This window comes from Aeromicrobium sp. SORGH_AS_0981 (assembly GCF_031453195.1).
Taxonomy (GTDB): Bacteria; Actinomycetota; Actinomycetes; order Propionibacteriales; family Nocardioidaceae; genus Aeromicrobium.
In genome coordinates, this window is the sequence record NZ_JAVIZD010000001.1 from 3146785 (window position 1) to 3169909 (window position 23125).

The 23125-nt window shown below is 72.8% G+C and carries 22 protein-coding genes, 1 pseudogene and 1 riboswitch; of the genes and pseudogenes, 5 read left to right on the forward strand and 18 right to left on the reverse strand.

The features are described from left to right. Positions 1–25: 25 nt before the first annotated feature. From QE370_RS15560 to QE370_RS15575, 4 genes are all read right to left on the reverse strand, one after another. Positions 26–856 (reverse strand): alpha/beta fold hydrolase, encoded by an 831-nt coding sequence (locus tag QE370_RS15560; RefSeq protein ID WP_253026142.1) that lies wholly within the window; start codon positions 854–856, stop codon positions 26–28. Then, positions 853–2037: an acyltransferase gene (locus tag QE370_RS15565; RefSeq protein WP_253026144.1), complete on the reverse strand. Its 1185-nt coding sequence runs from the start codon at positions 2035–2037 to the stop codon at positions 853–855. The genes QE370_RS15560 and QE370_RS15565 overlap by 4 nt, the downstream gene beginning before the upstream one ends. A 110-nt stretch (positions 2038–2147) precedes the next feature. Beyond that, positions 2148–3245, reverse strand: a complete 1098-nt coding sequence (locus tag QE370_RS15570; protein WP_253026146.1) for a branched-chain amino acid aminotransferase — start codon at positions 3243–3245, stop codon at positions 2148–2150. 41 nt (positions 3246–3286) lie between these two features. Then, positions 3287–4381, reverse strand: a complete 1095-nt coding sequence (locus QE370_RS15575) for a 3-isopropylmalate dehydrogenase (protein ID WP_253026148.1) — start codon at positions 4379–4381, stop codon at positions 3287–3289. 538 nt (positions 4382–4919) lie between these two features. On the opposite strand from QE370_RS15575, the gene QE370_RS15580 reads away from it, so the two are divergent. Further along, positions 4920–5483 carry an O-methyltransferase gene (locus QE370_RS15580; RefSeq protein ID WP_067856479.1) on the forward strand — a complete coding sequence of 188 codons (564 nt, stop codon included), beginning with the start codon at positions 4920–4922 and terminating at the stop codon, positions 5481–5483. Here QE370_RS15580 and QE370_RS15585 read toward each other — a convergent pair. Both QE370_RS15585 and QE370_RS15590 read right to left on the reverse strand, forming a co-directional pair. After that, positions 5464–6084 (reverse strand): hypothetical protein, encoded by a 621-nt coding sequence (locus QE370_RS15585; RefSeq protein WP_309634907.1) that lies wholly within the window; start codon positions 6082–6084, stop codon positions 5464–5466. The two genes, QE370_RS15580 and QE370_RS15585, sit on opposite strands and share 20 nt — an antisense overlap. Further along, on the reverse strand, positions 6072–6212 hold the full coding sequence (locus QE370_RS15590) for a hypothetical protein (protein ID WP_253026152.1): 141 nt from the start codon (positions 6210–6212) through the stop codon (positions 6072–6074). The genes QE370_RS15585 and QE370_RS15590 overlap by 13 nt, the downstream gene beginning before the upstream one ends. 120 nt (positions 6213–6332) lie before the next feature. Between QE370_RS15590 and QE370_RS15595 the strand changes: the two genes are divergently transcribed. Then, positions 6333–7763: a PLP-dependent aminotransferase family protein gene (locus QE370_RS15595; protein WP_309634908.1), complete on the forward strand. Its 1431-nt coding sequence runs from the start codon at positions 6333–6335 to the stop codon at positions 7761–7763. On the opposite strand, the gene QE370_RS15600 is transcribed toward QE370_RS15595, so the two are convergent. The 10 genes and pseudogenes from QE370_RS15600 to QE370_RS15645 form a co-directional block, all read right to left on the reverse strand. After that, the gene (locus QE370_RS15600) at positions 7764–8414 is read right to left on the reverse strand and encodes a TenA family protein (protein WP_309634909.1); all 651 of its coding nucleotides are present in this window, start codon (positions 8412–8414) and stop codon (positions 7764–7766) included. Beyond that, positions 8411–9214, reverse strand: coding sequence for a bifunctional hydroxymethylpyrimidine kinase/phosphomethylpyrimidine kinase (gene thiD / locus QE370_RS15605; protein WP_309634910.1), 804 nt, complete (start codon positions 9212–9214; stop codon positions 8411–8413). Before thiD ends, QE370_RS15600 begins: the two co-directional genes overlap by 4 nt. Then, complete coding sequence (locus QE370_RS15610) at positions 9211–9864, reverse strand: thiamine phosphate synthase (protein WP_309634911.1); 654 nt, start codon at positions 9862–9864, stop codon at positions 9211–9213. The genes thiD and QE370_RS15610 overlap by 4 nt, the downstream gene beginning before the upstream one ends. After that, positions 9861–10652, reverse strand: coding sequence for a hydroxyethylthiazole kinase (thiM, locus tag QE370_RS15615; protein WP_309634912.1), 792 nt, complete (start codon positions 10650–10652; stop codon positions 9861–9863). Before thiM ends, QE370_RS15610 begins: the two co-directional genes overlap by 4 nt. Continuing rightward, positions 10641–10734: riboswitch (TPP riboswitch) on the reverse strand. (Overlaps the previous gene by 12 nt.) A 180-nt stretch (positions 10735–10914) precedes the next feature. Next, positions 10915–11942 (reverse strand): annotated as a pseudogene (gene ilvC / locus QE370_RS15620) (ketol-acid reductoisomerase). A gap of 35 nt (positions 11943–11977) precedes the next feature. Then, positions 11978–12511, reverse strand: coding sequence for an acetolactate synthase small subunit (gene ilvN, locus QE370_RS15625; protein ID WP_067856456.1), 534 nt, complete (start codon positions 12509–12511; stop codon positions 11978–11980). Positions 12512–12542: 31 nt separating this feature from the next. After that, entirely contained in the window at positions 12543–14330 is a 1788-nt protein-coding gene (locus QE370_RS15630) for an acetolactate synthase large subunit (protein WP_067856453.1), read from the reverse strand. A gap of 1033 nt (positions 14331–15363) precedes the next feature. Beyond that, the gene (locus QE370_RS15635) at positions 15364–16815 is read right to left on the reverse strand and encodes an SDR family NAD(P)-dependent oxidoreductase (protein ID WP_253026996.1); all 1452 of its coding nucleotides are present in this window, start codon (positions 16813–16815) and stop codon (positions 15364–15366) included. Further along, a complete protein-coding gene (ilvD, locus tag QE370_RS15640) occupies positions 16815–18533 on the reverse strand; it encodes a dihydroxy-acid dehydratase (RefSeq protein WP_253026995.1) in 1719 nt (572 codons plus the stop codon). Before ilvD ends, QE370_RS15635 begins: the two co-directional genes overlap by 1 nt. Before the next feature lie 41 nt (positions 18534–18574). Beyond that, the gene (locus QE370_RS15645; protein ID WP_309634913.1) at positions 18575–19174 is read right to left on the reverse strand and encodes a hypothetical protein; all 600 of its coding nucleotides are present in this window, start codon (positions 19172–19174) and stop codon (positions 18575–18577) included. A gap of 122 nt (positions 19175–19296) precedes the next feature. Here QE370_RS15645 and QE370_RS15650 point away from each other — a divergent pair, with 122 nt between their 5' ends. Further along, on the forward strand, positions 19297–19863 hold the full coding sequence (locus QE370_RS15650; RefSeq protein ID WP_309634914.1) for a Pycsar system effector family protein: 567 nt from the start codon (positions 19297–19299) through the stop codon (positions 19861–19863). Here QE370_RS15650 and QE370_RS15655 read toward each other — a convergent pair. Then, positions 19857–20543 carry a hypothetical protein gene (locus QE370_RS15655; RefSeq protein ID WP_309634915.1) on the reverse strand — a complete coding sequence of 229 codons (687 nt, stop codon included), beginning with the start codon at positions 20541–20543 and terminating at the stop codon, positions 19857–19859. The two genes, QE370_RS15650 and QE370_RS15655, sit on opposite strands and share 7 nt — an antisense overlap. A gap of 56 nt (positions 20544–20599) precedes the next feature. On the opposite strand from QE370_RS15655, the gene QE370_RS15660 reads away from it, so the two are divergent. Together QE370_RS15660 and QE370_RS15665 are read left to right on the forward strand one after the other, a co-directional pair. After that, a complete protein-coding gene (locus tag QE370_RS15660) occupies positions 20600–21451 on the forward strand; it encodes a hypothetical protein (RefSeq protein WP_309634916.1) in 852 nt (283 codons plus the stop codon). A 66-nt stretch (positions 21452–21517) separates the two neighbouring features. Continuing rightward, positions 21518–22414: an alpha/beta fold hydrolase gene (locus QE370_RS15665; RefSeq protein ID WP_253024907.1), complete on the forward strand. Its 897-nt coding sequence runs from the start codon at positions 21518–21520 to the stop codon at positions 22412–22414. 12 nt (positions 22415–22426) lie between these two features. Here QE370_RS15665 and QE370_RS15670 read toward each other — a convergent pair whose 3' ends face one another. Continuing rightward, positions 22427–23119 carry a vancomycin high temperature exclusion protein gene (locus QE370_RS15670; RefSeq protein WP_253024905.1) on the reverse strand — a complete coding sequence of 231 codons (693 nt, stop codon included), beginning with the start codon at positions 23117–23119 and terminating at the stop codon, positions 22427–22429. Positions 23120–23125 lie beyond the last annotated feature (6 nt).

The following is a 23125-nucleotide window of genomic DNA, read 5'->3' on the forward strand; positions in this document are numbered from 1 at the left end:
GTCGCAGCGGCACGAGTGCAGAAGGTCACACCTCGACCGGAGGATCGTCCACCCGCGCCAGGAAGGCCTCGACGTCGCGTGCCCAGACGACACCCTCCTCGGGGGTGAACACGTGCCCTGCCGCCGGGTACTCCACCAGCTCGGCCCCGGGGATCCCCGCCGCGAGCTCGCGCGTCGTGGCGGGGAGCACGACCCGGTCGGCGCCGGCCACGACCACGAGAGTCGGCACCCGCAGCTGCCCCAGACGGTCCTGCAGGTCGACCTGAGCAGCCGCGCGCAGGTGTGCGAGCCCGGCCGGGTTGACCCCTCGCCCCGCGTCGAGGGCGTCGGCCGCGAAGGTGCCTGCGCGGTCGTGCCGCGCCAGACCGTCGGGCGATCCGAGCTGGGACAGCAGGAACGCACCGAGCCGCTCCGGGGGTCCGCCCGCCAGGCCCTCCCAGGTGCCGAGCATCTGGCGCAGCTGGACGTCGGGCCTGGCGAACCCGACGGTGAGGACGAGTGCCGACACGCGGTCCGGGTGGCGCAGCGCCGTCTCGATCGCGACCGAGCAGCCGAAGGACACCCCCGCCACCGGGACGCGCTGGTGGCCCTCGGCGTCGAGGGCCTCGACCAGACGGTCGGCGAGCACCTCAGGACGCAGGACCGACGGCAGGTCGTGGACGGGGCCGGAGCCTCCGGTGCCCGGATACCTCGACCCGACGAAGGACCATCGCTCCCCCAGCGCCTCCAGCAGCGGCGAGAAGTTCGCGTCGACGTCGCCGGACGCGCCGTGCGCGAGACCCACCGGCCGACCGCGTCCGGCGCAGACGTACTCGGCGTCCCCGAGCCGCTCGACGCGCAGCGCGACGGCCGTCACCGGGCCACCGCCGCCGCTGCCACGCGGGCCTGGCGCCGCGTCCCGAGACGACGCATCGCCGGCTCCTCGACCAGGCGGTGCAGGACGGTCGCGAAGCCCAGCGTGAGCGCGAAGATGAGCAGCCAGTCCGCGATCGCGAGCGGCACCGGGTACGTGGCCCCGTGCTGCAAGGTGATGCGGACCGTGTACATGACGATCTGCTGCGCCATGTAGAAGCCGAACGACACCTCGCCGAGCCAGACCATGGGCCGCGAGGAGACCCAGGTGCCGCGACCCCCGAGGTCGCGCTGGACCGTGGCGACGACGAGCATCATCAGCGGCACGAGCATGACGGCCACGAAGCCGAGCACGAAGGGTCCCAGCGACGCCACGACGTAGCCCACGAGCACGACGGTCCATGCCACCCACGGGGGGATGGTCGGCACCCGACGCTCCGCGACCAGGCGCGCGAGGAACATCCCCGCCACGAACTCGAGCAGCCGGGGCAGCGGGAGGTTGTAGCCGAACCAGAACTGCAGGTTCGTCACCGGCATGCCGTCGACCCCCGGTCCGTCGGGCAGCGACATCGTGACGAGCGCGACGACGACGGTGCCGGCGACGCACGCCGCCAGGCCGAGCGCGAGCCGGTCGGCACGGACCCGTCGGACGAGAGGGACGAGCGCAGGGAACGACAGGTAGAACAGCAGCTCGCTGCAGAGCGACCAGCTGGGCAGGTTGACCGACAGGTAGACGTCGTGGACGGGGATCCAGGAGCTGACGAGCGCGAGGTTGGGCAGGTACTGCCACGGCGACTCCGCGAGCGCGAACGCGTACAGGACCATCGCGACGGCCCAGGTGACGACGTGCAGCGGGAAGATCTTCACCAGGCGCTTGCGCACGAAGGCCGCAGTGCCACGACTCTCCGAGTGCCGCCAGGTGAGCAGGAACCCGCTGAGCACGAAGAAGAACGACACCCCCGTCCATCCGCCCTGCCCGAGCAGCGCGGCGTACGTGCGTGCCCAGCCGCCGTCCGCGAACGGGTTCAGCCCGAAGTCGACGAGGGAGAGGTGGAAGGCGAACACCGGGAGCGCCGCGAGCCAGCGCAGCCCGGTCAGGCCCGGCAGCGGACTGCGACGGTCGACGGGCGCGCGCCCCGGCTGCTGGAGCACGGGACGTGCAGCGCCCGTGCGTCGCGGACTCATGACAGGACGTCTCGTGCTTCGATCATCGCTCACGCCGATATAGTAGCGTCCAGGCCGATAGGTAAGCCAGGGTGACCATGGCCACCCTGGCACCCAGGTCGTCGGGGCCGTCAGTCGACGATGCGGCGCATCCAGCCGTGGCGGTCCTCGGCCCGCCCGTACTGCAGGTCGACGAGCGCCGAGCGGACGTCCATCGTGACCTTCCCGGCCTCGCCGTCGCCGGCCACGGCCTCGCCGCCGTCCCACTTGAGCACGCCGACGGGGGTGACCACGGCAGCGGTGCCGCAGGCGAAGACCTCGGTGATGGTCCCGTCGGCGGTGCCCTCACGCCACTCGTCGATGCTGACCCGGCGCTCGACGACGTCGTGCCCGAGGTCGCGGGCGATCGTCAGGATCGACTCGCGGGTGATGCCCTCGAGGATCGACCCCGACAGCTCCGGGGTGACGATCGAGCCGTCGGACTGCACGAAGTACAGGTTCATGCCGCCGAGCTCCTCGATCCAGCGCTGCTCCGTGGAGTCGAGGAAGGCGACCTGCTGGCAGCCGTGCTGCGCGGCCTCCTGCTGCGGGAGCAGGCTCGCGGCGTAGTTGCCGCCGCACTTGGCCGCGCCCGTGCCGCCCGCGCCCGCCCGCGAGTACTGCGTCGACAGCCAGATCGAGACGGGCTTGACGCCACCGGGGAAGTAGGCACCGGCCGGCGAGGCGATCACGCAGTACGTGACGTGCTGGCTGGGGCGCACGCCGAGGAAGGCCTCGGAGGCGAACATGAACGGGCGCAGGTACAGGCTGGTCTCCCCTCCCTCGGGGACCCACGCGCGGTCGGCGCCCACGAGGGCCTCGATCGAGCCGAGGAACCACTCCTGCGGCAGCTCGGGCAGCGCGAGCCGGCGCGCCGAGCGCTGCAGACGCGCCGCGTTCTCCTCCGCCCGGAACACACGGACCGAGCCGTCGGCCCAGGCGTAGGCCTTGAGCCCCTCGAAGATCTCCTGGGCGTAGTGCAGGACGGCCGTGGCGGGGTCGAGCTGCAGCGGACCGTAGGGCACGACGCGAGCGTCGTGCCAGCCCTGCTCGGGCGTCCACTCGGCCAGGAACATGTGGTCGGTGAAGTGGTTGCCGAACCCCGGAGAGGCGAGGATCGCCTGCCGTTCGGCGTCCGTCCGCGCAGCCGGGTTGGTCTCGACGGTGGGGGCGAACGGTGCGGAGGTCATGCTGGACACGGTAGTCCTTTCGAGGTGGTGGAGGCGGGAGGTCAGACCGCCGCTACGCCCTCGGCCGCGGCCGCGCTGGCGCGCGCGGCGATGGCCTCCCCCACCTCCTCGGTGCTGCGGGGCTGGGCACCGGCGGCCGTGCCGCGCTCGGCGACGTCAGCCTCCACGGCCGTGCTGATCTGGGCAGCCGCCTCGGGGTGGCCGAGGTGCTCCAGGAGCAGCGCGCCGGACAGGATCGCGGCCGTCGGGTCGGCCTTCGACTGGCCCGCGATGTCGGGCGCCGAGCCGTGCACCGGCTCGAACATGCTCGGGGCGGTGCGGTCGGGGTTCACGTTGCCGCTCGCTGCCAGTCCGATGCCGCCGGTGACGGCCGCCGCGAGGTCGGTGAGGATGTCGCCGAATAGGTTGTCGGTGACGATCACGTCGAAGCGGCCCGGGTCGGTGACGAGGAAGATCGTCGCCGCGTCGACGTGCAGGTAGTCGACGCTGACCTCGGGGAACTCCTCGCCGACGGCCGCGACGGTGCGCGTCCAGAGGTGTCCGGCGTGCACCAGCACGTTGTTCTTGTGCACGAGCGTCAGCTTGCGGCGCGGCCGCGCCTGGGCCCGGCTGAACGCGTCGCGCACGACGCGCTCGACGCCGTACGCCGTGTTGACGCTGACCTCGGTGGCCAGCTCGTGCGGCGTGCCCACGCGGATCGCGCCGCCGTTGCCGACGTACGGACCCTCGGTGCCCTCGCGCACGACCACGAAGTCGATCGGGCCGCGCTCCGTCACGTGGGACCCGAGCGGCGTCGGCACGCCGGGGTAGAGCGTGCTCGGTCGCAGGTTGACGTAGTGGTCGAGCTCGAAGCGCAGCTTGAGCAGCAGACCGCGCTCGAGCACGCCCGACGGCACGCTCGGGTCGCCGACGGCTCCGAGCAGGATGGCGTCCTGCGCACGGATCTCCTGCAGGACGCTGTCCGGCAGGGTCTCCCCCGTCGCGTGGTAGCGCCGGGCACCCAGGTCGTAGTCGACCGTGTCGAAGGACAGGTCGTGCTGCGCGGCGACGGTGTTCAGCACCGTCAGGGCCTGGGTCGTGACTTCGGGGCCGATGCCGTCGCCGGGGACGACGGCCAGCGTGTAGGAGCGCGTCATGAGGGTCATCCTAGGAGGCGCGGTCTCAGGATCTGAAACCGCGGTCTCACTCGATGGACGCTCTCAGTTGTCGTCCGGGCGCTCGGCCGGCTCCACGGCTGGCGTCACGGCGTCGTCGCGCAGGTGGGCGGGTCCCCACTCGATCGGGTAGGTGTTCATGGTCTCTCCTGAGGTGGTGCGTGGTTCGGTCCGTCGGGTGACGGACGCCGGACGGTGCGGGCACAGCACCGACCCGACGGCTCCACGGAGGTCGTGTCACCCGGTGATGACCGGATGGTTCAGGAGAGGGGACCAGGTCGTGGTCCCGACGAGAGATGAAGCTGACCTGCTGCGGAACGGTCGGGCCAACGCCTGGACTCCGCGGCAGGGTGTGGCCCTAGGAGGCCCCGCCGCGGCAAGCGATGACTACGAGCTGCTTCCGCATGATGGCGACCACCCTACCTGCCGTCCGTCGCCGCGCCGGGAGGGCCGCGCGGTGTGTCTCGGTCGGTGAGACGCCGCCGCCGGCGCGACGTGACGGCGGTGACACACTGACCGGGTGAGTGCGCCTGCGGAGATCCCCGACCTCGTCGCCCGGTCCCTGGACCTCGCGCGCCAGCGGGGGTTCATCACCTCGACGCGGCACGAGACCGGCCGCCTCCTGGCCGCGCTCGCCGCCTCGCGGGCCGGCACGCTGGCCGAGCTCGGCACCGGCACGGGCGTGGGCTCCGCCTGGCTCTCGAGCGGCGCGCGCAAGGAGGCGCGCATCGTGAGCGCCGAGCTCGACCCCTCGCTCGCCGGCGACGTGCAGCAGATCTTCGCCGACGTCGACAACGTCGAGATCGTGGCGGGCGACTGGTCGGCGCTCGAGGAGCACGCCCCGTTCTCCCTGCTGTTCGTCGACGTCCGCGAGGTCATGGAGCAGATCGACGTCCTCGCGAACCTGCTGGAGCCGGGTGGCATCGCGGTGCTCGACGACTTCGTCCCGTCGGTCCACTGGCCGCCGATCGTCGACGGCCAGGTCGACGTGGTGCGCGAGCAGTGGCTCACCGACGAGCGCTTCGCCGCGGTGGAGCTGCTCATCGACGAGGGTGCGTCCCTCGTCATCGCGACGCGACGCTGAGTCCGCGGGGCTCGCGGACGCGGCGCACCTGCACCAGCGGCAGGAACAGCTGCACGACGGGCCCGATCACGAGGGCGTACACCACGGTGCCGATCCCGACGGTCCCACCGAGCGCGAACCCCACGAGGAGCACGGTCAGCTCGAGTGCCGTGCGCACCAGCCGCACGCTGCGGCGCGTGCGCCGCACGAGCCCGGTCCAGAGACCGTCGCGGGGCCCGGTGCCGAGGTCGGCCCCGATGTAGAGCGCGCCGGCCAGCCCGTTCCCCACGACACCGAGCATCAGGAAGGTGACCTGCACGGCGAGGTGGTCGGGCGTCGGCAGCCACGCGAGCGTGACGTCGACCGCGACGCCGATGAGCAGCACGTTGAGCACGGTGCCGATGCCGGGGCGCTGGCGCAGGGGCACCCAGAGCAGCAGCACGACGGCGCCGACCAGGATCACCACCTGGCCGAAGGTCAGCGGCAGGTGGTGGGTGAGTCCCTCGTGGAACACGTCCCAGGGGTCGAGGCCGAGCCCGGACTCCACCATCAGGCCCATCGTGGCGCCGTAGAGCCACAGGCCGAGCACGAGCTGGGCGAGGCGGCGGGTCATCGGGGCCATGTCCGCGCCCCCTCCTGGTCGTGGCGCGAGACCGGGGGCGGACGCATGCCGTAGCCGTCGCGGGCCACGGCGCGCAGGCCGAGCCCCGACGGCACGCACGCCAGGAGCAGCAGGAGGACGAGGAGCATGTCACCAGGTTCGACCCCGGGTGGCCTCGTGGGACAGAGCCACTGGGCGACGGGTGGTTGCAGCCACTTCGGTCGAAGTGGCCCTTTCGCCCGGGTCCATTGGCGCGGCATGCTGGGCGTGTGGACCCCCGTACCTCCGCCTTCCGGCTCGCGGCGCTGATCGGCGCGCTCCCCGACGGTCCCGCGTACCGCACGCTCGCCGACAGCATCCGCCTGCTCGTCGTCGACGGTCGCCTGCTCGACGGCACGCGGCTGCCGAGCGAGCGCGCCCTGGCGCAGGCGATGGGCCTGAGCCGCACCACCACGACGCGGGCGTACGACGAGCTGCGCCGTCGCGGGGTCCTGCACTCGCGCCAGGGCAGCGGCAGCGTGCTGCGTGTGCCCACCACGTCGGCCACCGCGAGCAGCCTGATCGTCGACCCCGACGACCCCGACACGATCGCGATGACGTTCTCTGCACCGACGGGGCCCTCCGGGCTGACCCGCGCCTTCCAGGCCGCGGCGGAGCAGCTGCCGTCGCTGCTGACGACCAGCGGCTACCTGCCCGACGGACTTCCCGTCCTGCGCGAGCTGGTGGCCGCCGAGTACACCCAGGCCGGCATCCCGACCGACCCGGACCAGGTGATCGTCACCAACGGCGCCCAGGGGGCGATCTCCCTGGTGGGCCGCACGTTCGGTCGACCCGGCGCCGGGCTCCTCGTCGAGGGCACCTCGTACCCGCACGGGGTCGAGTCGCTGACCGGGTTCGGCTACCGCACCGCTCCCCTGCCGATCGGCGACGACCCGTGGGACCTGGAGGCGGCGAGCACGAAGGCGCCGCACGTCGACGCCGCGTACCTGATCCCCGACTTCCACAACCCGACCGGCGCGGTCATGCCGGAGGGCACCCGGCTGCGGCTCGCCCGGACGCTGCGGCGGCACGACGTGCTGACCGTCGTGGACGAGTCGATGCGTCGCCTGGACCTCTCCGGCGACGGGCTGCCGACGTCGTACGCCGCCCACGACCCCGACGCGATCGTCGTCGACTCCCTGTCGAAGGTGCTGTGGGGCGGCCTGCGGATCGGCTGGATCCGCGCACCACGGCGCCACGTCACGGCGCTGCTGCAGTCGCGCATGCGCCACGACCTCGGGACCGCCGCGTTCGACCAGCTGGTGGCCGCCGAGGTCCTGCGGCACCACACGCACCTCTTCGACGAGACCGTCACCCGGTTGCGGGGCCAGCGAGCGGCCCTGGTGGCCGCGCTGGCCGAGCGGCTGCCCGACTGGGAGGTCCCCGTGCCCGCCGGCGGGCCCAACCTGTGGGTCGGCCTGCCGAGCCGCTCGTCCAGCCTGCTCGTCGCCGCGGCGGCTCAGGAGGGGCTGCACCTGACGCCGGGCCCGCGGTTCACGCTGGGCGCACCGAGCGCCGGCGAACGTCGCCTGCGGCTGCCGTGCACCGCGCCCGAGCACGTCGGCGTCGAGGCCGTCGAACGGCTCGCACGCGCCTGGTCCGTCGTCGTGTCGGGGCGACGCTGCGACACCGCCGGACCGGCCGTCGACCTCATCGCCTAGTCAGGTGGTCGCGCGCCAGGAGGCGTCCCAGAAGTGCCACTCGCGGTCGGTGGCGTCGGCGTAGGCCTCGAGCATCTCCTCGACGTGCCCGCTGCCGGCGGCGAGGCGGTCGGCCGTCGCCTCCGCCCGGGCGACGGACGCCTCGAAGGCGGGGTCGTCGTAGGTCGCGATCCACGCGCCGTAGGGATGGGCGGCCAGGTCGCCGGCGGTCGACGCGAGGTGCCGCCCCACCTCGGCGTACACGCGGAAGCACGGCAGGACCGCCGCCACCGCGACCTCGACCGGCGACGCGTCGGCATGGCGGGCGAGCGCGTCGACGTAGTCGCGGCACGCGCTCGTCGGCGCGTGCGTCGCCGGGTCGATCCCGCGCCGGGCGAGCTCCCCCACGTGCAGCGCTCGCTCGGCCTCGACGGCGCCGGCGGCGAAGCCGGCCCACGCACCGACGTCGTCGACGTCGGGCAGGCGCGACGCGATGCGCGCGAGCGTCCGGGCGTAGCCGGCGAGGTAGTGCGCGTCGTCGGCCAGGTAGTGGCCGAACACGGCGTCGGGCAGCGTCCCGCCGGCCAGGCCGGTGACGAACGGGTGGCGACGGACGTCGGCGTAGCGGTCGGCCACGTGCGCCCAGGCCCGTGCGGAGAACGCGGTCGTCATGCCGTGGTCCCCCGGAGTCGGACGAGGTGGTCGACGGGGCCGCGGCCCTCGCCGATGCGCCGCTCAGCACCGGACGCGAGCGCCTCGCCGAGGTAGGCCTTGGCGGCACCGACGGCGTCGGCCAGCGGGTCGCCGAGCGCCAGCCGCGTCGCCACTGCGGCCGAGAGCGTGCACCCCGTGCCGTGGGTGTGGGGCGTGTCGATCCGCGGCGCCCGGAACCACGTGCTGCCGCGACCGTCGACGAGCAGGTCGTCGCTCGCCGGACCGTCTCCGTGACCGCCCTTGAGCAGGACGGCACCCGGCCCCAGCGCGAGCAGGGCCTGGCCCAGCTCGCCGGGGTCGGTCTGCGCAGCGAGGCCCGTGAGCACCGAGGCCTCCGGCAGGTTCGGGGTCACCAGGGTCGCGCGCGGCACGAGGAGGTCGCGCACGGCTGCCTCGGCGTCCTCCGGGAGCAGCCGGTGGCCTGACGTCGAAACCATCACCGGGTCCACGACGAGCGCGGGCTGGTCGGCGAGGAGCTCGGCGACCAGCCCGACCAGCGCCGGGGAGCCCAGCATGCCGACCTTGACCGCCCGGACGTCGAGGTCCCCAAGCACGGCCTCGAGCTGACCGCGGACGACGTCGAGCGGCACCTCGTGCACGGCGCGGACCCCGGTGGTGTCCTGCACGGTGACGGCGGTGACGACGGACGCCGCGTACACGCCGAGCGCCGTGGCGGTCTTGAGGTCGGCCTGGATCCCGGCTCCACCCGACGGGTCGGAGCCCGCGACCGTGAGCACCACCGGCTCGCGGCCCGTCATGCCGACACGTCCTCGCGCCGGGCGGCCAGCGCGGCGTCGACGACCCGACGCAGCCGGGCAGCGGCAGCGCGCGGGTCAGGGTCGGAGCCCACCGCACGCACCACGGCCACGCCGTCGAGGCCCGCCCGCACGGCTGGGCCGGCCGTCGTCTCGTCGAGGCCACCGATGCCGACGAGCGGCAGCCGTCCGCCGACCCGTTCCGCCACCGAGGCGACGCCGGCCAGGCCGAGTGCTGGTGCCGTGTCGTGCTTGGTCGGGGTGTCGTGGACGGGGCTCACGGCCAGGTACGTGCACGCGGCGAGGGCCGCCGCGTCGTCGAGCTGCCCGAGCGTCTCGACCGACCAGCCGACGACGGCGTCGGGACCGGCGGCAGCCCGCAGCACGGTGGGGTGCGCGTCCGCGAGCCCGCCGTGCACCCCGTCGGCCGCCGGGAGGACGTGGTCGTTCGCGACCACGGGCACCCCCGAGCCGACGAGTGCCTCGCGCAGCAGCCTGACCTGGGCCTCGACCTCGGCCGGCGTGGCCTGCTTGTCACGGACCTGCACGCAGGTGACGCCGCCCTCGACCGCGGGGACGACCACGCGGCGCAGGTCGGCACCGAAGGACGGGTCGGTCACGAGGTAGAGGCGCAGGTCGGGGACGTCGCTCATGCCGGCACCGGACGGACGCGCCCGACGAGCTCGAGCCCGTCGGGGTCGGCCAGCCGGTCGACGAGCGCGACCCGCAGGCTGGCCGGACCCTGCGCGACCGTGGCTGCCGACGTGCCCGCGGCCGCCAGCAGCCCCATGGCTCCCGCAGCGGCCTCGAGCGGGTCCTCGACGACGGCGCAGGCCGCCGCGACGAGGGCGCTCGACGAGCAGCCGAGCGCGGTGATCATGGGCATCCACGGGTGCCCGCCGACCACGTGGAGCGTGCGGTCGCCGTCGGTCACGACGTCGACCTCCCCGCTCACGACGACGACGCACCTGTGCTCGCGGGCGACCAGCACGGCTGCGTCGTGCGCGTCGTGCGACGCGGCGAGGCTGTCGACGCCCCGCGAGCCACCGACGGCGCCGGCGAGGGCGAGCACCTCCCCCGCGTTGCCGCGCACCACGGTGGGCCGCAGCTGCAGGAGGTCGGCGACGAGCTCGCGGCGGTAGGCCGTCGCGCCGACGGCGACGGGGTCGAGCACCCAGGGCGTGGCGTCGGCCTGCGCCCGCCCGGCGGCCAGCCGCATGCCGTCGGCCCACGACGGCGACGGGGTGCCGATGTTGACGCAGACGGCGTCGGCGAGCGCTGCCATGTCGGCGGACTCGTGGGGGTCGTGGACCATCGCGGGCGACGCGCCCGCGGCGGACAGCACGTTGGCTGCCAGGTCCATCGAGACGTAGTTGGTGAGGCACTGCACGAGCGGGCTGCGCTCGCGCAGGGCCGTCGTGACGGCAGGCGTCGGATCCATGTGTCTCCCTCGCGCCGGTGCTAACCGGATCAGGTTCGGCGGGTGTCATCTCAGCCCCTGCGGGGCACCCCGGACACGTCGACCATAGCGAAGGCCCCCGTCCGGTGGACGGGGGCCTTCACAGGGTGGGCGTCAGCGAGCGGCCCCGACGCGGAGCGTCATCGAGCGGCCCCGACGCGGAGCGTCATCGAGCTGCCCCGACGCGGAGCGTCATCGAGCGGCCCCGACGCGGAGCGTCATCGAGCGGCCCCGACGCGGAGCGTCATCGAGCGGCAGAGCCCTCGACGTAGTCGGCGTCCTGCTGCTTCCACGAGAAGTGGGAGCGCAGCACCTTGCCGGTGGCCTCGATCGGGTGCTGGGCCTCCTGCTCGCGCAGGGCGAGGAACTCGGCGGCGCCGTTGTCCTGGTCGTCGATGAACCGCTTGGCGAAGGTGCCGTCCTGGATGTCGGCGAGGACGGCCTGCATGCGCTCCTTGACGGAGGCGTCGACGACGCGGGGGCCGGAGACGTAGTCACCGTACTCGGCCGTGTCGGAGATGCTCCAGCGCTGCTTGGCGATGCCGCGCCCTCCCACATGAGGTCGACGATGAGCTTGAGCTCGTGCAGCACCTCGAAGTACGCGATCTCCGGCTGGTAGCCGGCCTCGGTCAGGGTCTCGAACCCGGCCTGCACGAGGTGCGACATGCCACCGCAGAGCACGGCCTGCTCGCCGAAGAGGTCGGTCTCGGTCTCCTCGGTGAAGGTCGTCTTGATGACGCCGGCGCGGGTGCCGCCGATGGCCTTGGCGTAGGAGAGGGCGAGGTCCCAGGCGCCCTGGGTGGCGTCCTGCTCGACCGCGATGATGTCGGGGATGCCGCGCCCGGCGACGAACTCGCGGCGGACGGTGTGGCCGGGTGCCTTCGGGGCGACGAGGAGCACGTCGACGCCGGCCGGGGGCTTGACGTAGCCGTAGCGGATGTTGAAGCCGTGGCCGAAGACGAGGGCGTCTCCGTCGACGAGGTTGGGCTCGATCGACTCGGCGTACACGTGACGCTGGACCTGGTCGGGGGTCAGCACGACGATGACGTCGGCCTCCTCCACGGCGTCGGCGACGTCGAGGACGCGCAGGCCCTCGGCCTCGGCCTTCTCGCGGCTCTTGGAGCCCGGGGCGAGGCCGATGCGGACGTCGACGCCCGAGTCGCGCAGGTTGAGGGCGTGCGCGTGCCCCTGGCTGCCGTAGCCGATGACGGCCACCTGCTTGCCCTGGATGATGCTGAGGTCTGCGTCGTCGTCGTAGAACAGCTCGGCCACTGGTTTCTCCTGGTGTCGTGGTGTGGGTCGGGGGGTCAGGCGCTGTGGTGCCCCGGCACCGTCCGCAGCGTGCGGTCGGTGATGGAGCGGGCGCCTCGTCCGATCGCGACGCGACCGGACTGGGCGATCTCGCGGATGCCGAACGGCTCGAGCACGTTGAGCATGGCCGTGAGCTTGCCGGAGTCGCCGGTGGCCTCGATGGTGACGGCGTCCGTGGACACGTCGACCACCTTGGCGCGGAACAGCTGGACGGTCTCGAGCACCTGTCCGCGGGTCTGCGCGTCGGTGCGGACCTTGATGAGCATCAGCTCGCGCTCCACGGCGGAGGACGAGTCGAGCTCGACGATCTTGAGGACGTTGACGAGCTTGTTGAGCTGCTTGGTGACCTGCTCGAGGGGCAGCTCGTCGACGTTCACGACGATCGTCATGCGGGAGATCTCGGGGATCTCCGTGGGGCCGACGGCGAGGGAGTCGATGTTGAACCCGCGCCGCATGAACAGGCTCGAGACGCGCGCGAGGACGCCGGGCGTGTTCTCGACCAGGACGCTGAGGGTGTGCTGGGTGGTCATGCCGTGTGCCCTGCCTCTCGGTGCCGGTCGCTCACAGGTCCTCGTCCTCCCACTCGGGCGCGAGGTCGCGCGCGATCTTGATGTCGTCGTTGCTGGTGCCGGCGGCCACCATCGGCCAGACCATGGCGTCGCGCTCGACCACGAAGTCGATGACGACGGGTCGGTCGGTGATGGCCATGGCCTGCTCGATGGTGGCGTCGAGCTGGTCGGGGCTGTCGCAGCGCAGGCCGACGCAGCCGTAGGCGTCGGCGAGCTTGACGAAGTCGGGGATGCGGCGCGCACCGATGGACTCCGGGCCGGTGTTCAGGTCGGTGTTGGAGTAGCGGCCCTCGTAGAAGAGGGTCTGCCACTGGCGCACCATGCCGAGCGAGGAGTTGTTGATGACGGCGACCTTGATCGGGATGCCCTCGAGCGCGCAGGTGGCGAGCTCCTGGTTGGTCATCTGGAAGCAGCCGTCGCCGTCGATGGCCCACACGACGGATCCGGGCAGGCCGACCTGCGCACCCATCGCGGCGGGCACCGAGTAGCCCATGGTGCCGGCGCCACCGGAGTTGAGCCACTGGCGGGGACGCTCGAAGTCGATGAAGTGCGTGGCCCACATCTGGTGCTGGCCGACGCCGGCCACGTAGGTGGCCTCGGGGCCGGCGATGGCGCTGATCCGCTCGATGACGGTCTGCGGGGCGAGACCCTCGCCGGGCGTGTCGTACGCGACCGGGAACTTGTCCTTGACGGCGAGCATCTGCTGGCGCCAGGCGGTGTAGTCGCCCTTCGTGCCGGTCTCGTCGGCCTGCTTGCGCAGCGTGACGACGAGGTCGGCGATGACCTCGCGGCAGTCGCCGACGATCGGCACGTCGACCTCGCGGTTCTTGCCGATCTCGGCCGGGTCGATGTCGGCGTGGATGACCTTGGCGCCGGGCGCGAAGGTCTCCAGCTGTCCGGTGACGCGGTCGTCGAAGCGGGCGCCGAGCGAGATCAGCAGGTCCGACTTCTGCAGGGCGGCGACGGCGGCGACCGTGCCGTGCATGCCGGGCATGCCGAGGTGCAGCTCGTGGCTGTCGGGGAACGCGCCGCGCGCCATCAGCGTGGTGACGACCGGGATGCCGGTGAGCTCGACCAGCATGGCCAGCTCGGCTGCGGCGTCGGCCTTGATCACGCCGCCGCCCACGTACAGGACGGGTCGCTCCGCGGCGGCGATGAGGCGCGCGGCCTCGCGCACCTGCTTGCCGTGGGGACGCGTGGTCGGCCGGTAGCCCGGCAGCGCGAGCTCGTTCGGCCAGTGGAAGGTGGTCGTGGCCTGCAGCGCGTCCTTCGCGACGTCGACGAGCACCGGGCCGGGGCGGCCGGTGCTGGCGATGTGGAACGCCTCGGCGACGACGGTCGGGATGTCGGCGGGGTCGGTCACGAGGTAGCTGTGCTTGGTGATCGGCATCGTGATGCCGCGGATGTCAGCCTCCTGGAAGCCGTCGGTGCCGATGAGGCTCGACGAGACCTGGCCGGTGATCGCGACGATCGGCACGGAGTCCATGTAGGCGTCGGCGATGGCGGTGACGAGGTTCGTCGCGCCCGGCCCGGAGGTGGCCATGCACACGCCGACGCGTCCCGTGACCATCGCGTAGCCCTGCGCCGCGTGGCCCGCCCCCTGCTCGTGACGCACCAGCACGTGGCGGATGCTCGAGTCGAAGAGCGGGTCGTAGGCGGGCAGGATCGCGCCGCCGGGGATGCCGAAGATGACCTCGACACCAGCGTGCTCGAGCGACCGGACGAGGCTCTGGGCGCCCGTCAGCGTGTCGCTGCTCGGCCTCGTGACCACTTCCGTCATCGCTTCGTCCTCATCTCGTCTGGTCGTGCCCGGTGGGTGTGCTGCGTGCTCGTCGGCCCCGGCGTGGCGCCGGCCGGCGTCCTGTCCCCTCGCATGAAAAAACCCCCCGGCCAATGATGGCGCACGGAGGGTGACGCGAGACGGCGGGTCGTCGCGTCAGTCGTCTACGACAAGGCGGGTGAACGGCACCTCGACAGTCTCGCCCTCCCGCGCGGCGTGGTCAAGTTCTGAGACAGGACGTACCAGCATCCGGACGGGCTGCCGTCTGGCAGGGTCGATCGTGACCTGGTGAGTGCGCTGTCGGCGGGGACGGGGACCTTGCTGGTGCGCGGCCTGCGGGGCTCTTGTCGTACTGGTGCGCTGCCTGCGGGGATCCTGTCCTGCTGGTGCGCTGCCTGCGCGGGTCCTGTCGTGCTGGTGCGCTGCCTCGGCCGGCGCTGGGGGTGGTCTCCGCAAGGGCCTCGACCGGGCGACTGGGCGGGCCCGTGGGCTTGGTTCTCGGGCTGTGGCTCGGGTTGGACGCAAGAGTCTGCGTTCGTGCGTGGGAGGGCCGAGGATGCTGCGTTTGCTACGGGATCCCGTCGTCAACGCAGAAGCGTTCGACCGCCAGCGCACGAAGGAAGAATCGTGGGCGCCCCTGGGGGTGGGGTGGGCAGCGCTTCTCCCTTCTCGTGGCACGGTCCACGAGAAGGGAGAAGCACTGCCACCCCTGACCCGCTCATCGGTGGATCCGCAACCGGACAAGCGCTCCTGCGGTTGCAGATCCACCGATGGGACGCGCAAACGAAGAATCGTGCGTCCACCCCGAGCGCGACCCGCAGCCCGAGGCCCCGGACCAGCACGGTCGCCAAACGCCCGGTCGAGGCCCTTGCGGAGACCACCTCCACGACCCGCCGCACCGGCGCAGCCCCACCCGACCGAGGAGCCGCACCAGCGCAGCCCCACCCGAACGAAACCCACACCAGCGCAGCCGGACGTCGAGCGAGAAGCCACACCGACGCAGCCGCAGGTCAGACGAACGCCGACCCCGAGGTCACCAGGGCGAGACGGCGTAGTCCTTGAGGAACACGCCGTGCACGTCCTCGCCGGCCTCGCCGCGGACGATCGGGTCGTACACGCGGGCGGCGCCGTCGACGAGGTCGAGGGGGGCCTTGAAGCCCTCCTCGGCGAGCCGGACCTTGGTGGTGTGGGGACGTTCGTCGGTGATCCAGCCGGTGTCGACGGCCGTCATGAGGATGCCGTCGGTCTCGAGCATCTCCCCCGCGCTCGTGCGGGTCAGCATGTTCAGCGCCGCCTTGCTCATGTTCGTGTGCGGGTGGCCGGGTCCCTTGTAGCGGCGGGAGAACTGGCCCTCCATCGCCGAGACGTTGACGACGTAGGTCCGTCGCGCGGGCGAGGCGGCGAGCGAGGGGCGCAGCCGGCTGATGAGGATGAACGGGGCCGTCTGGTTGCAGAGCTGGACCTCGAGGAGCTCGAGCGCGTCGACCTCGGAAACCGTCTGCACCCAGCTGTTCGTGTCGACGACGTCGGGCACGAGCCCGCCCGCGTCGATGCGGTCCAGGTCGGCCGACCCCGCCGTCATCGCCTGCTCGAGCCGCTCGGAGAGTCGGTCGGCGGTGGCTGCGTCGGCTGCCAGCACGGGGTGCGACTCGACCGAGCCGACCAGGGCGGCCGGGTGCAGGTCGCTCGTATGACCGAACGTGACGAGCTCCGGTCCCCCGGTCTCCTGGCTCAGCCCGGGCGGCAGCGGCACGCCCTCGGACTCGGCCAGCGGGCCGTAGGCGCCCGGCGACCGCCGGACCGTCTGCGCCGCATTGTTGATGATGATGTCGAGGTGCCCGCGCGCCGCGAGGTCGTCGGCGAGCCCGACCACCTGCGCGGGGTCGCGCAGGTCGATGCCGACGACCCGCAGTCGGTGCATCCAGTCGGCGCTGTCGGGCAGGCTCGCGAACCGACGCACGGCGTCGCGCGGGAACCGGGTGGTGATGGTGGTCTCGGCGCCGTCGCGCAGCAGCCGCAGCGCGATGTACATGCCGATCTTGGCCCGTCCGCCGGTGAGCAGCGCTCGACGCCCGGTGAGGTCGGTGCGCGCGTCGCGCTTGGCGTGGCTCATGGCCGCGCAGTCGGGGCACAGCTGGTGGTAGAACGCGTCGACGAGGGTGAACTTGCGCTTGCAGATGTAGCACCCGCGGGGCACCTGCAGCACGCCCGCCGTCGCCCCGCGCGCGGTCGACGTCAGCGCGATGCCCGCCGTCTCGTCGTCGATGCGCTGCGCGGAGCCGGTCGCGGTGCGCTCGACGACCTCGCGGTCGGCGGCGGCGGTCGCTGCCCGCGCGGCCCGGCGCCGCTGCTTCTTGACGTCCTTGTAGAACGCGCCGCAGGCACGACGCAGCGCCACGTACGCCTCGTCGTCCTCCCCCAGGAACTGCGCCTCCCCGAGGACCTTCAGGGCGGTCGCGAGCTCCTCGTCGGTGAAGTCGGGCACTACCCGGTGACGGCGCCGTGCGCCGCGGAGCTGACGAGCTTGCGGTACTTGGCGAGCACGCCGGACGTGTACTTGGGCGCCGCCGGCTCCCAGCCGACCTTGCGCCGCTCGAGCTCGTCGTCGTCGATCTCGACCTCGAGGGTGCGGTTGGCGACGTCGAGCGTGATCGGGTCGCCGTCGCGCACGAACGCGATGGGGCCGCCGTCGACGGCCTCGGGGGCGACGTGGCCGACGCACAGCCCGGTGGTGCCGCCGGAGAAGCGGCCGTCCGTGAGCAGCAGGACGTCCTTGCCGAGACCCGCGCCCTTGATGGCCCCGGTGATGGCGAGCATCTCGCGCATGCCCGGTCCGCCCTTGGGTCCCTCGTTGCGGATGACCACGACGTCGCCGGCCGTGATCGTGCCGTCCTCGAGGGCGTCCATCGCGGCGCGCTCGCCGTCGAAGACGCGCGCGGTGCCGCGGAACACGTCGGAGTCGAAGCCGGCGCTCTTCACGACGGCACCCTCGGGCGCGAGCGACCCGCGCAGGATCGTGAGCCCACCGGTCTTGTGGATGGGCGCGTCGAGGGGGCGGATGATGTCGCCGTCGAGGCCGAGGTCGATGTCGGCGAGGTTCTCGGCCATCGTGCGACCCGTGACCGTCATGACGTCGCCGTGCATGAGCCCGGCGTCGAGCAGCGCCTTCATGATGACCGGGATGCCGCCGACCTTGTCGACGTCGTTCATGACGTAGCGGCCGAACGGCTTGAGGTCGCCGAGGTGCGGGACCTTGTCGCCGACGCGGTTGAAGTCGTCGAGGGTGAGCGGCACGCCCGCCTCGCGGGCGATGGCCAGCAGGTGCAGCACGGCGTTGGTGGAGCCGCCGAGCGCCATCACGACCGTGATCGCGTTCTCGAAGGCCTCGAGCGTCATGATGTCGCGGGCGGTGATGCCCCGGCGCAGCAGCTCGACGACGGCCTCGCCCGACTTGGCGGCGTAGTCGTCACGACGACGGTCCGGGGCGGGCGGCGCGGCCGAGCCGGGCAGGCTCATGCCGAGCGCCTCGGCGGCGGACGCCATCGTGTTCGCGGTGTACATGCCGCCGCAGGCGCCCTCGCCGGGACAGATCGCCCGCTCGATGCGGTCGACCTCCTCGCGCGTGATGAGCCCCTTGATGCAGGCACCGACGGCCTCGAAGGCGTCGATGATCGTGACGTCCTTGCCGTCGACGTTGCCGGGCATGATCGAGCCGGCGTAGAGGAACACGCTGGACAGGTCGAGGCGTGCGGCCGCCATCAGCATGCCGGGCAGGCTCTTGTCGCAGCCGGCCAGCAGCACCGAGCCGTCGAGCCGCTCGGCCATCATCACGGTCTCGACGGAGTCGGCGATGATCTCGCGGCTGACGAGCGAGAAGTGCATGCCCTCGTGGCCCATGCTGATGCCGTCGGAGACGCTGATGGTGCCGAACTCCAGCGGGTAGCCGCCTGCGGCGTGCACACCCGTCTTGACCGCCTTGGCGAGCCGGTCGAGCGAGAGGTTGCAGGGGGTGATCTCGTTCCAGCTGGACGCGACGCCGACCTGCGGCTTCGGCCAGTCCTCGTCGCCCATGCCCACCGCGCGCAGCATGCCGCGCGCGGCGGTCTTCTCGAGACCGTCGGTGACGTCGCGACTGCGGGGCTTGATGTCGACGCCGGGCTCGGGCGTCGGGGCGGGGCGGCGTTCGGGGGTCTCGCTGGGCATGGGCTGATCCTACGACCGGGCGGCTCGGCGGCGTCCGCTGGTCATGTCGCCGCCTCGTCGGCCCGGACGAGCAGCCGCACGGCGAGGCGACGCAGCCGCTGCTCGTCGTCGCGACGCGCGACCTGGAGCCTCGCGCTCATGGCCTGCGGCGTGATCCCGAGCTCCTGCGCAGCGGCCCGCTGCGTCGCATGCCGTTCGAGCACGTCGACCGCCTGCTGCCCGTCCGCCGACCGGTCGGCGACGAGCCGGGCCAGCACCTGGAGCACCGTCTCGGCGTCGACGCCGGCCTCCTCCTCGCGCCCCGCCCCGACGTCGAGCGCGACGCCTGCAGGACACCGCGCCGCGCGCTCGACCGCCGTCCGCGCCGCGTACAGGGCAGGACCTCGCGCGGCCCGCACCGACGTCGGCAGGGGGGTCTCGACGTCACCGACGCCGACCCCGACCCACCAGCGCTGCGTCCGCGCGACCAGCGCCACGACGTCGACGGCGACCACGGGATCGTCCACGAGCGCCTGCACCTCGTCGCCGACGGTGCGCTCGAAGCCTCGCACCGTCGGCGTCGCGTCCACCATGCGCAGGAGGTCGGGCACCGCGTCGGCGGCCTGACGGCTCCGGCGCTGGTCGAGGGTGAGGGCGAACATGCCTGCACCATATCAATGCTCGAGGCTTGATTCATGTGAATCAAGCATGAGGGCTTGATGTGTCGTCGCGTCGCGCCAGGACGTCCGAGGCTCGTGGCACGATGACGGCGGAGAGGAGCACCATGACCGACCGGCCCGCCGACCCCTCGGCTGACGCCCCGTCCGAGGCCACACCGTCCACCGCGGCCGCGGACGCTCCTGTCGAGGCGATCGAGGTCGAGCTGAGCATCCTCGCGGAGGCCCGCAACGAGGTGGGCGCGGCCGACCACAAGGCCTCGATGGTGCTCGCGGTGCTGGGCATCGGCTTCGGCGCCCTCCTCGCCGGACTCATCGCGCGGGACTGGAGCCCCGCCGAGCTCGACGTCGCCGGACGGACGGTCTGGTACGTCGGCGCCCTGCTCGCCGCCGGCTCCGTCGGTGCGGCGGCGCTCGCCGTGTGGCCGCGGTTCACCGTGCCCCCGCCGTCCCCCCAGGTCTACTACTGGGGCCACGTCGCCGCGTTCGACTCCCGTGAGGCGCTCGACGCCTCGCTCGACGCCCAGCCGCCGACCCTGCCGGCGCGGACCCGGCACCAGCTCTACGAGCTGTCGCGGATCGTGGCGCGCAAGTACCACTGGGTCCGCCTCGCGATGCGTCTGGCCGGGGCGTCCGTGCCGTTCTTCGTCCTCGCGGCACTGGTGGGCTACTGACCCGGCGCGGGGGGCGTGAGCACGGTGCCGTGCCGCAGCAGGTCGTGCGCGTGCAGGACGGCGTAGGCACCGCTGCGGCGCAGGTTCTGCGAGACCGCGGAGGCGCTGATGCCCTCCTCGTCGGCGAGGTCAGCCTGGGTCCGACCGTCGAGCACGCCGCGGAGCAGCCGCCGCGACCGCGGCAGCATGCCGCTGACGATCTCGTCGCGCAGCAGCAGGAAGGCGTCGACGTGGGCCGGGTCCGGGTGCTCGCCGCCCTGCGGCACACCGTCGGCGACGACGTACCAGGTCCGCAGCGTGCGGTCGCGGCCCGTCTCCCGCGCCTTCGCCTCGTTGATGGCGTCCCGGGCGGCCCACCAGCCCGGGCCGTCCTGGAGCAGGCCGACGGCCCCGTGCCCGAGGTGCTGCACCGGGCCCACGCCGATGCCGGTGCGGGCGTCGAGCTGATCCGGCAGCTCGAGGCGCAGCAGCAACGACGACCTCAGCGCCTCCTCGACCGTCGCGTACCGAGCCTGCGCCTCGTCGCCGACCGTGGGCTCGAGCGGCTGCTCGGCGGGCACGGTCCCGTTGACGGCGGCCAAGGCGTCCGTGAACGCCCGGTGCACCCAGGCGCGGTCGGCGTGCCGGCGCGAGCCGACGAGGTCGACGATCATTGTCACCCGCGTCGACAGCTCCGTCATGAAGATAAGTCTATGCCTTCAGGTAAGACAGAAAGTGTCCCTGACATCATGGCCTCATGCGCATCGCCTGGGCCGTCGGCGAAGACTTCCGACACCTCGATCCCGACCTTCCCCTGCTCACCGCGGCCGTGACCGCCCGCGGGATCGACGCGCACACCGTCGTCTGGGACGACGCCGACGTCGACTGGGACGGCTACGACCTCGTCGTCGTCCGCTCCTGCTGGGACTACGTGCCGCGGCGCGCTGAGTTCCTCGCCTGGGCCGACGCGGTGCCGCGGCTCGCCAACCCCGCCGCCGTGCTGCGGTGGAACACCGACAAGACCTACCTGCGGACCCTCGACGAGGCGGGCGTGGCAGTCGTGCCCACGGCCTGGTCGGTGCGGTCCGTCGACGACCTGCCGGCGGCCGACGAGTGGGTGGTGAAGCCGACCGTCTCGGCCGGCGCGGCCGACACCGCCCGCTGGAGCGACCCGGAGCTGGCCGTCGCGCACAGCCGTCGCCTGCTCGACTCCGGTCGCGCCACGATGGTGCAGCCCTACGTCGACGCCGTCGACACCGAGGGCGAGACGGGCATCCTCCTCTTCGGCGGCACCGTGTCGCACGCCTTCCGCAAGGGTGCCCTCCTCGCCCGTGGCGACGACCCGCGCAGCATCCCGGAGCTGAAGGAGGACATCGGGCCGCGTGAGCCGTCCGCCGACCAGGTGGCCTTCGCCCAGCACGCGGTGCGCGTGGCACGGGAGCTCACCGGCCAGGAGCTGCTGTACGCCCGGGTCGACGTCGTGACCGGGCCCGACGGTCGTCCGCGCCTCATGGAGCTCGAGCTGACGGAGCCGTCGTTCTTCCTGCCGCACACCGCGACGGGCGCCACGACCTTCGCCGACGCCCTCGAGTCGCGGCTGTCCGGGTAGCACCACGCGGTCGAGTTCCGTCGAACGCGTTGCGGACGGCCCCGCGAGCGGGCAGGATCGTCGCCCGTGAGCCAGACCCCCGGCCTCGTGCGCTTCCACGACGTCATCAGCGCCGACGGCACGCGGTTGCGCGCCTGGACCAACGACGCCGACGGACCGACCGTGCTGCTGTGCAACGGGCTCGGCACCAACCCCTACGCCTGGCCGACCCTGCTCAACCCGGACTGCGGCGTGCGGGTCGTCTCCTGGAACCACCGCGGCGTCGGCGGCTCGGCCCGTCCCGCGGACGGTCGTGTCGACCTCGACTCCTTCGTCGAGGACGCCCTGGCCGTGATGGACGACGCGGGCCTGGAGTCGGCGCCCGTGCTGAGCTGGTCGACCGGCGTGACGGTGGCCTTCGAGCTCGCCGGGCGTCACCCGGAGCGGGTCGAGGGCATCCTGGCCGTCGCCGGCGTCCCGGGCAACACGTTCGGGACGATGCTCGCTCCCCTGCACGTCCCGCCGTTCCTCGCTCGGCAGCTGATGGTCGGTCTGGCCCGGGTGACCACGGTGACGGGTCACGGTCTCGCACCGGTGACCCGCAGGCTGCCCTGGACCCGTTCGACGACGGACCTGCTGCGCCACGCACGGCTCATCGACCCCGCCGCCGACACCGCCGACCTGCAGGCCATGGTGAAGGAGTTCTTCACCACGCACCCCGCCTGGTACGCCCGGCTCGCCCTGGGCGTGTCCAAGCACGCGCGGGTGCGTCTGTCCGCCATCGACGTGCCGACCACGTTCGTCGCGGGACGCTGGGACGTGCTCACCGGGGCGCGCGACATGTACACCGCCTCGCAGAACGTCCGCAGGTCCCGCTTCCGCGAGCTCGACGCGACCCACTTCATCCCCGTCGAGCACCCCGACGTCGTGCTCGAGGAGCTGCAGCTCCTCCTGGAGCGGATCGAGGCGCTGCGCGGGACGTGAGACCGGCCGTCGTCAGGCGGGGTCGTCGGCCCACGACGTGCGACCGTCGCCGGTGATCGGGATCGCCGGGCCCGGCGTCACCCGCGGGCGGAACGTCGCCTCGCCGAGTCCCCGCACGCGGGCGAGCCACTCCCGTGCGCGCCGGCCGCCCTCGCTGACGACGTAGCCCTGCACGTCGAGCCCGGCCGCCACGCCGAGGTCGACGGTACGGGCGGCGTAGACGCCCTGGGTGACGACGATCGCGGTGTCGGCCTCGAAGACGTCGCGGGCGCGCCGCATGGTGTGCCACGTGCTGAAGCCGGCGTAGTCCGTGAACACGTCGGCGGCCGGCACGCCGGCCTCGAGGACGGCGTCGCGCATGGCGTCGGGCTCGTTGTAGCTCGGGGTGCCGTTGTCGCCCGAGACCAGGATCTTCTCGACCAGCCCCCGGTCGTAGAGCTCGAGGGCAGCACGCACGCGCTGCTCGACGGGGCGCCCCAGCGAGCCGTCGGGGTACACGCCGGCCCCCGGCACGATCGCGACCTGCGCCGGGTCGAGGTCGTCGACCTGACGCGTGAGCCGCTCGGAGGTGCGACCCACGACCAGGAGGTTCGCGACCACGACCAGCGCGACGCCGACGACGCCGAGAGCGAGGGCCGAGACGACCAGCAGCCGCGACCACGGCCTCGGTCGGCGGCCGACGTCCTCGCCCTCGTGCGTCGTCACGGGCGC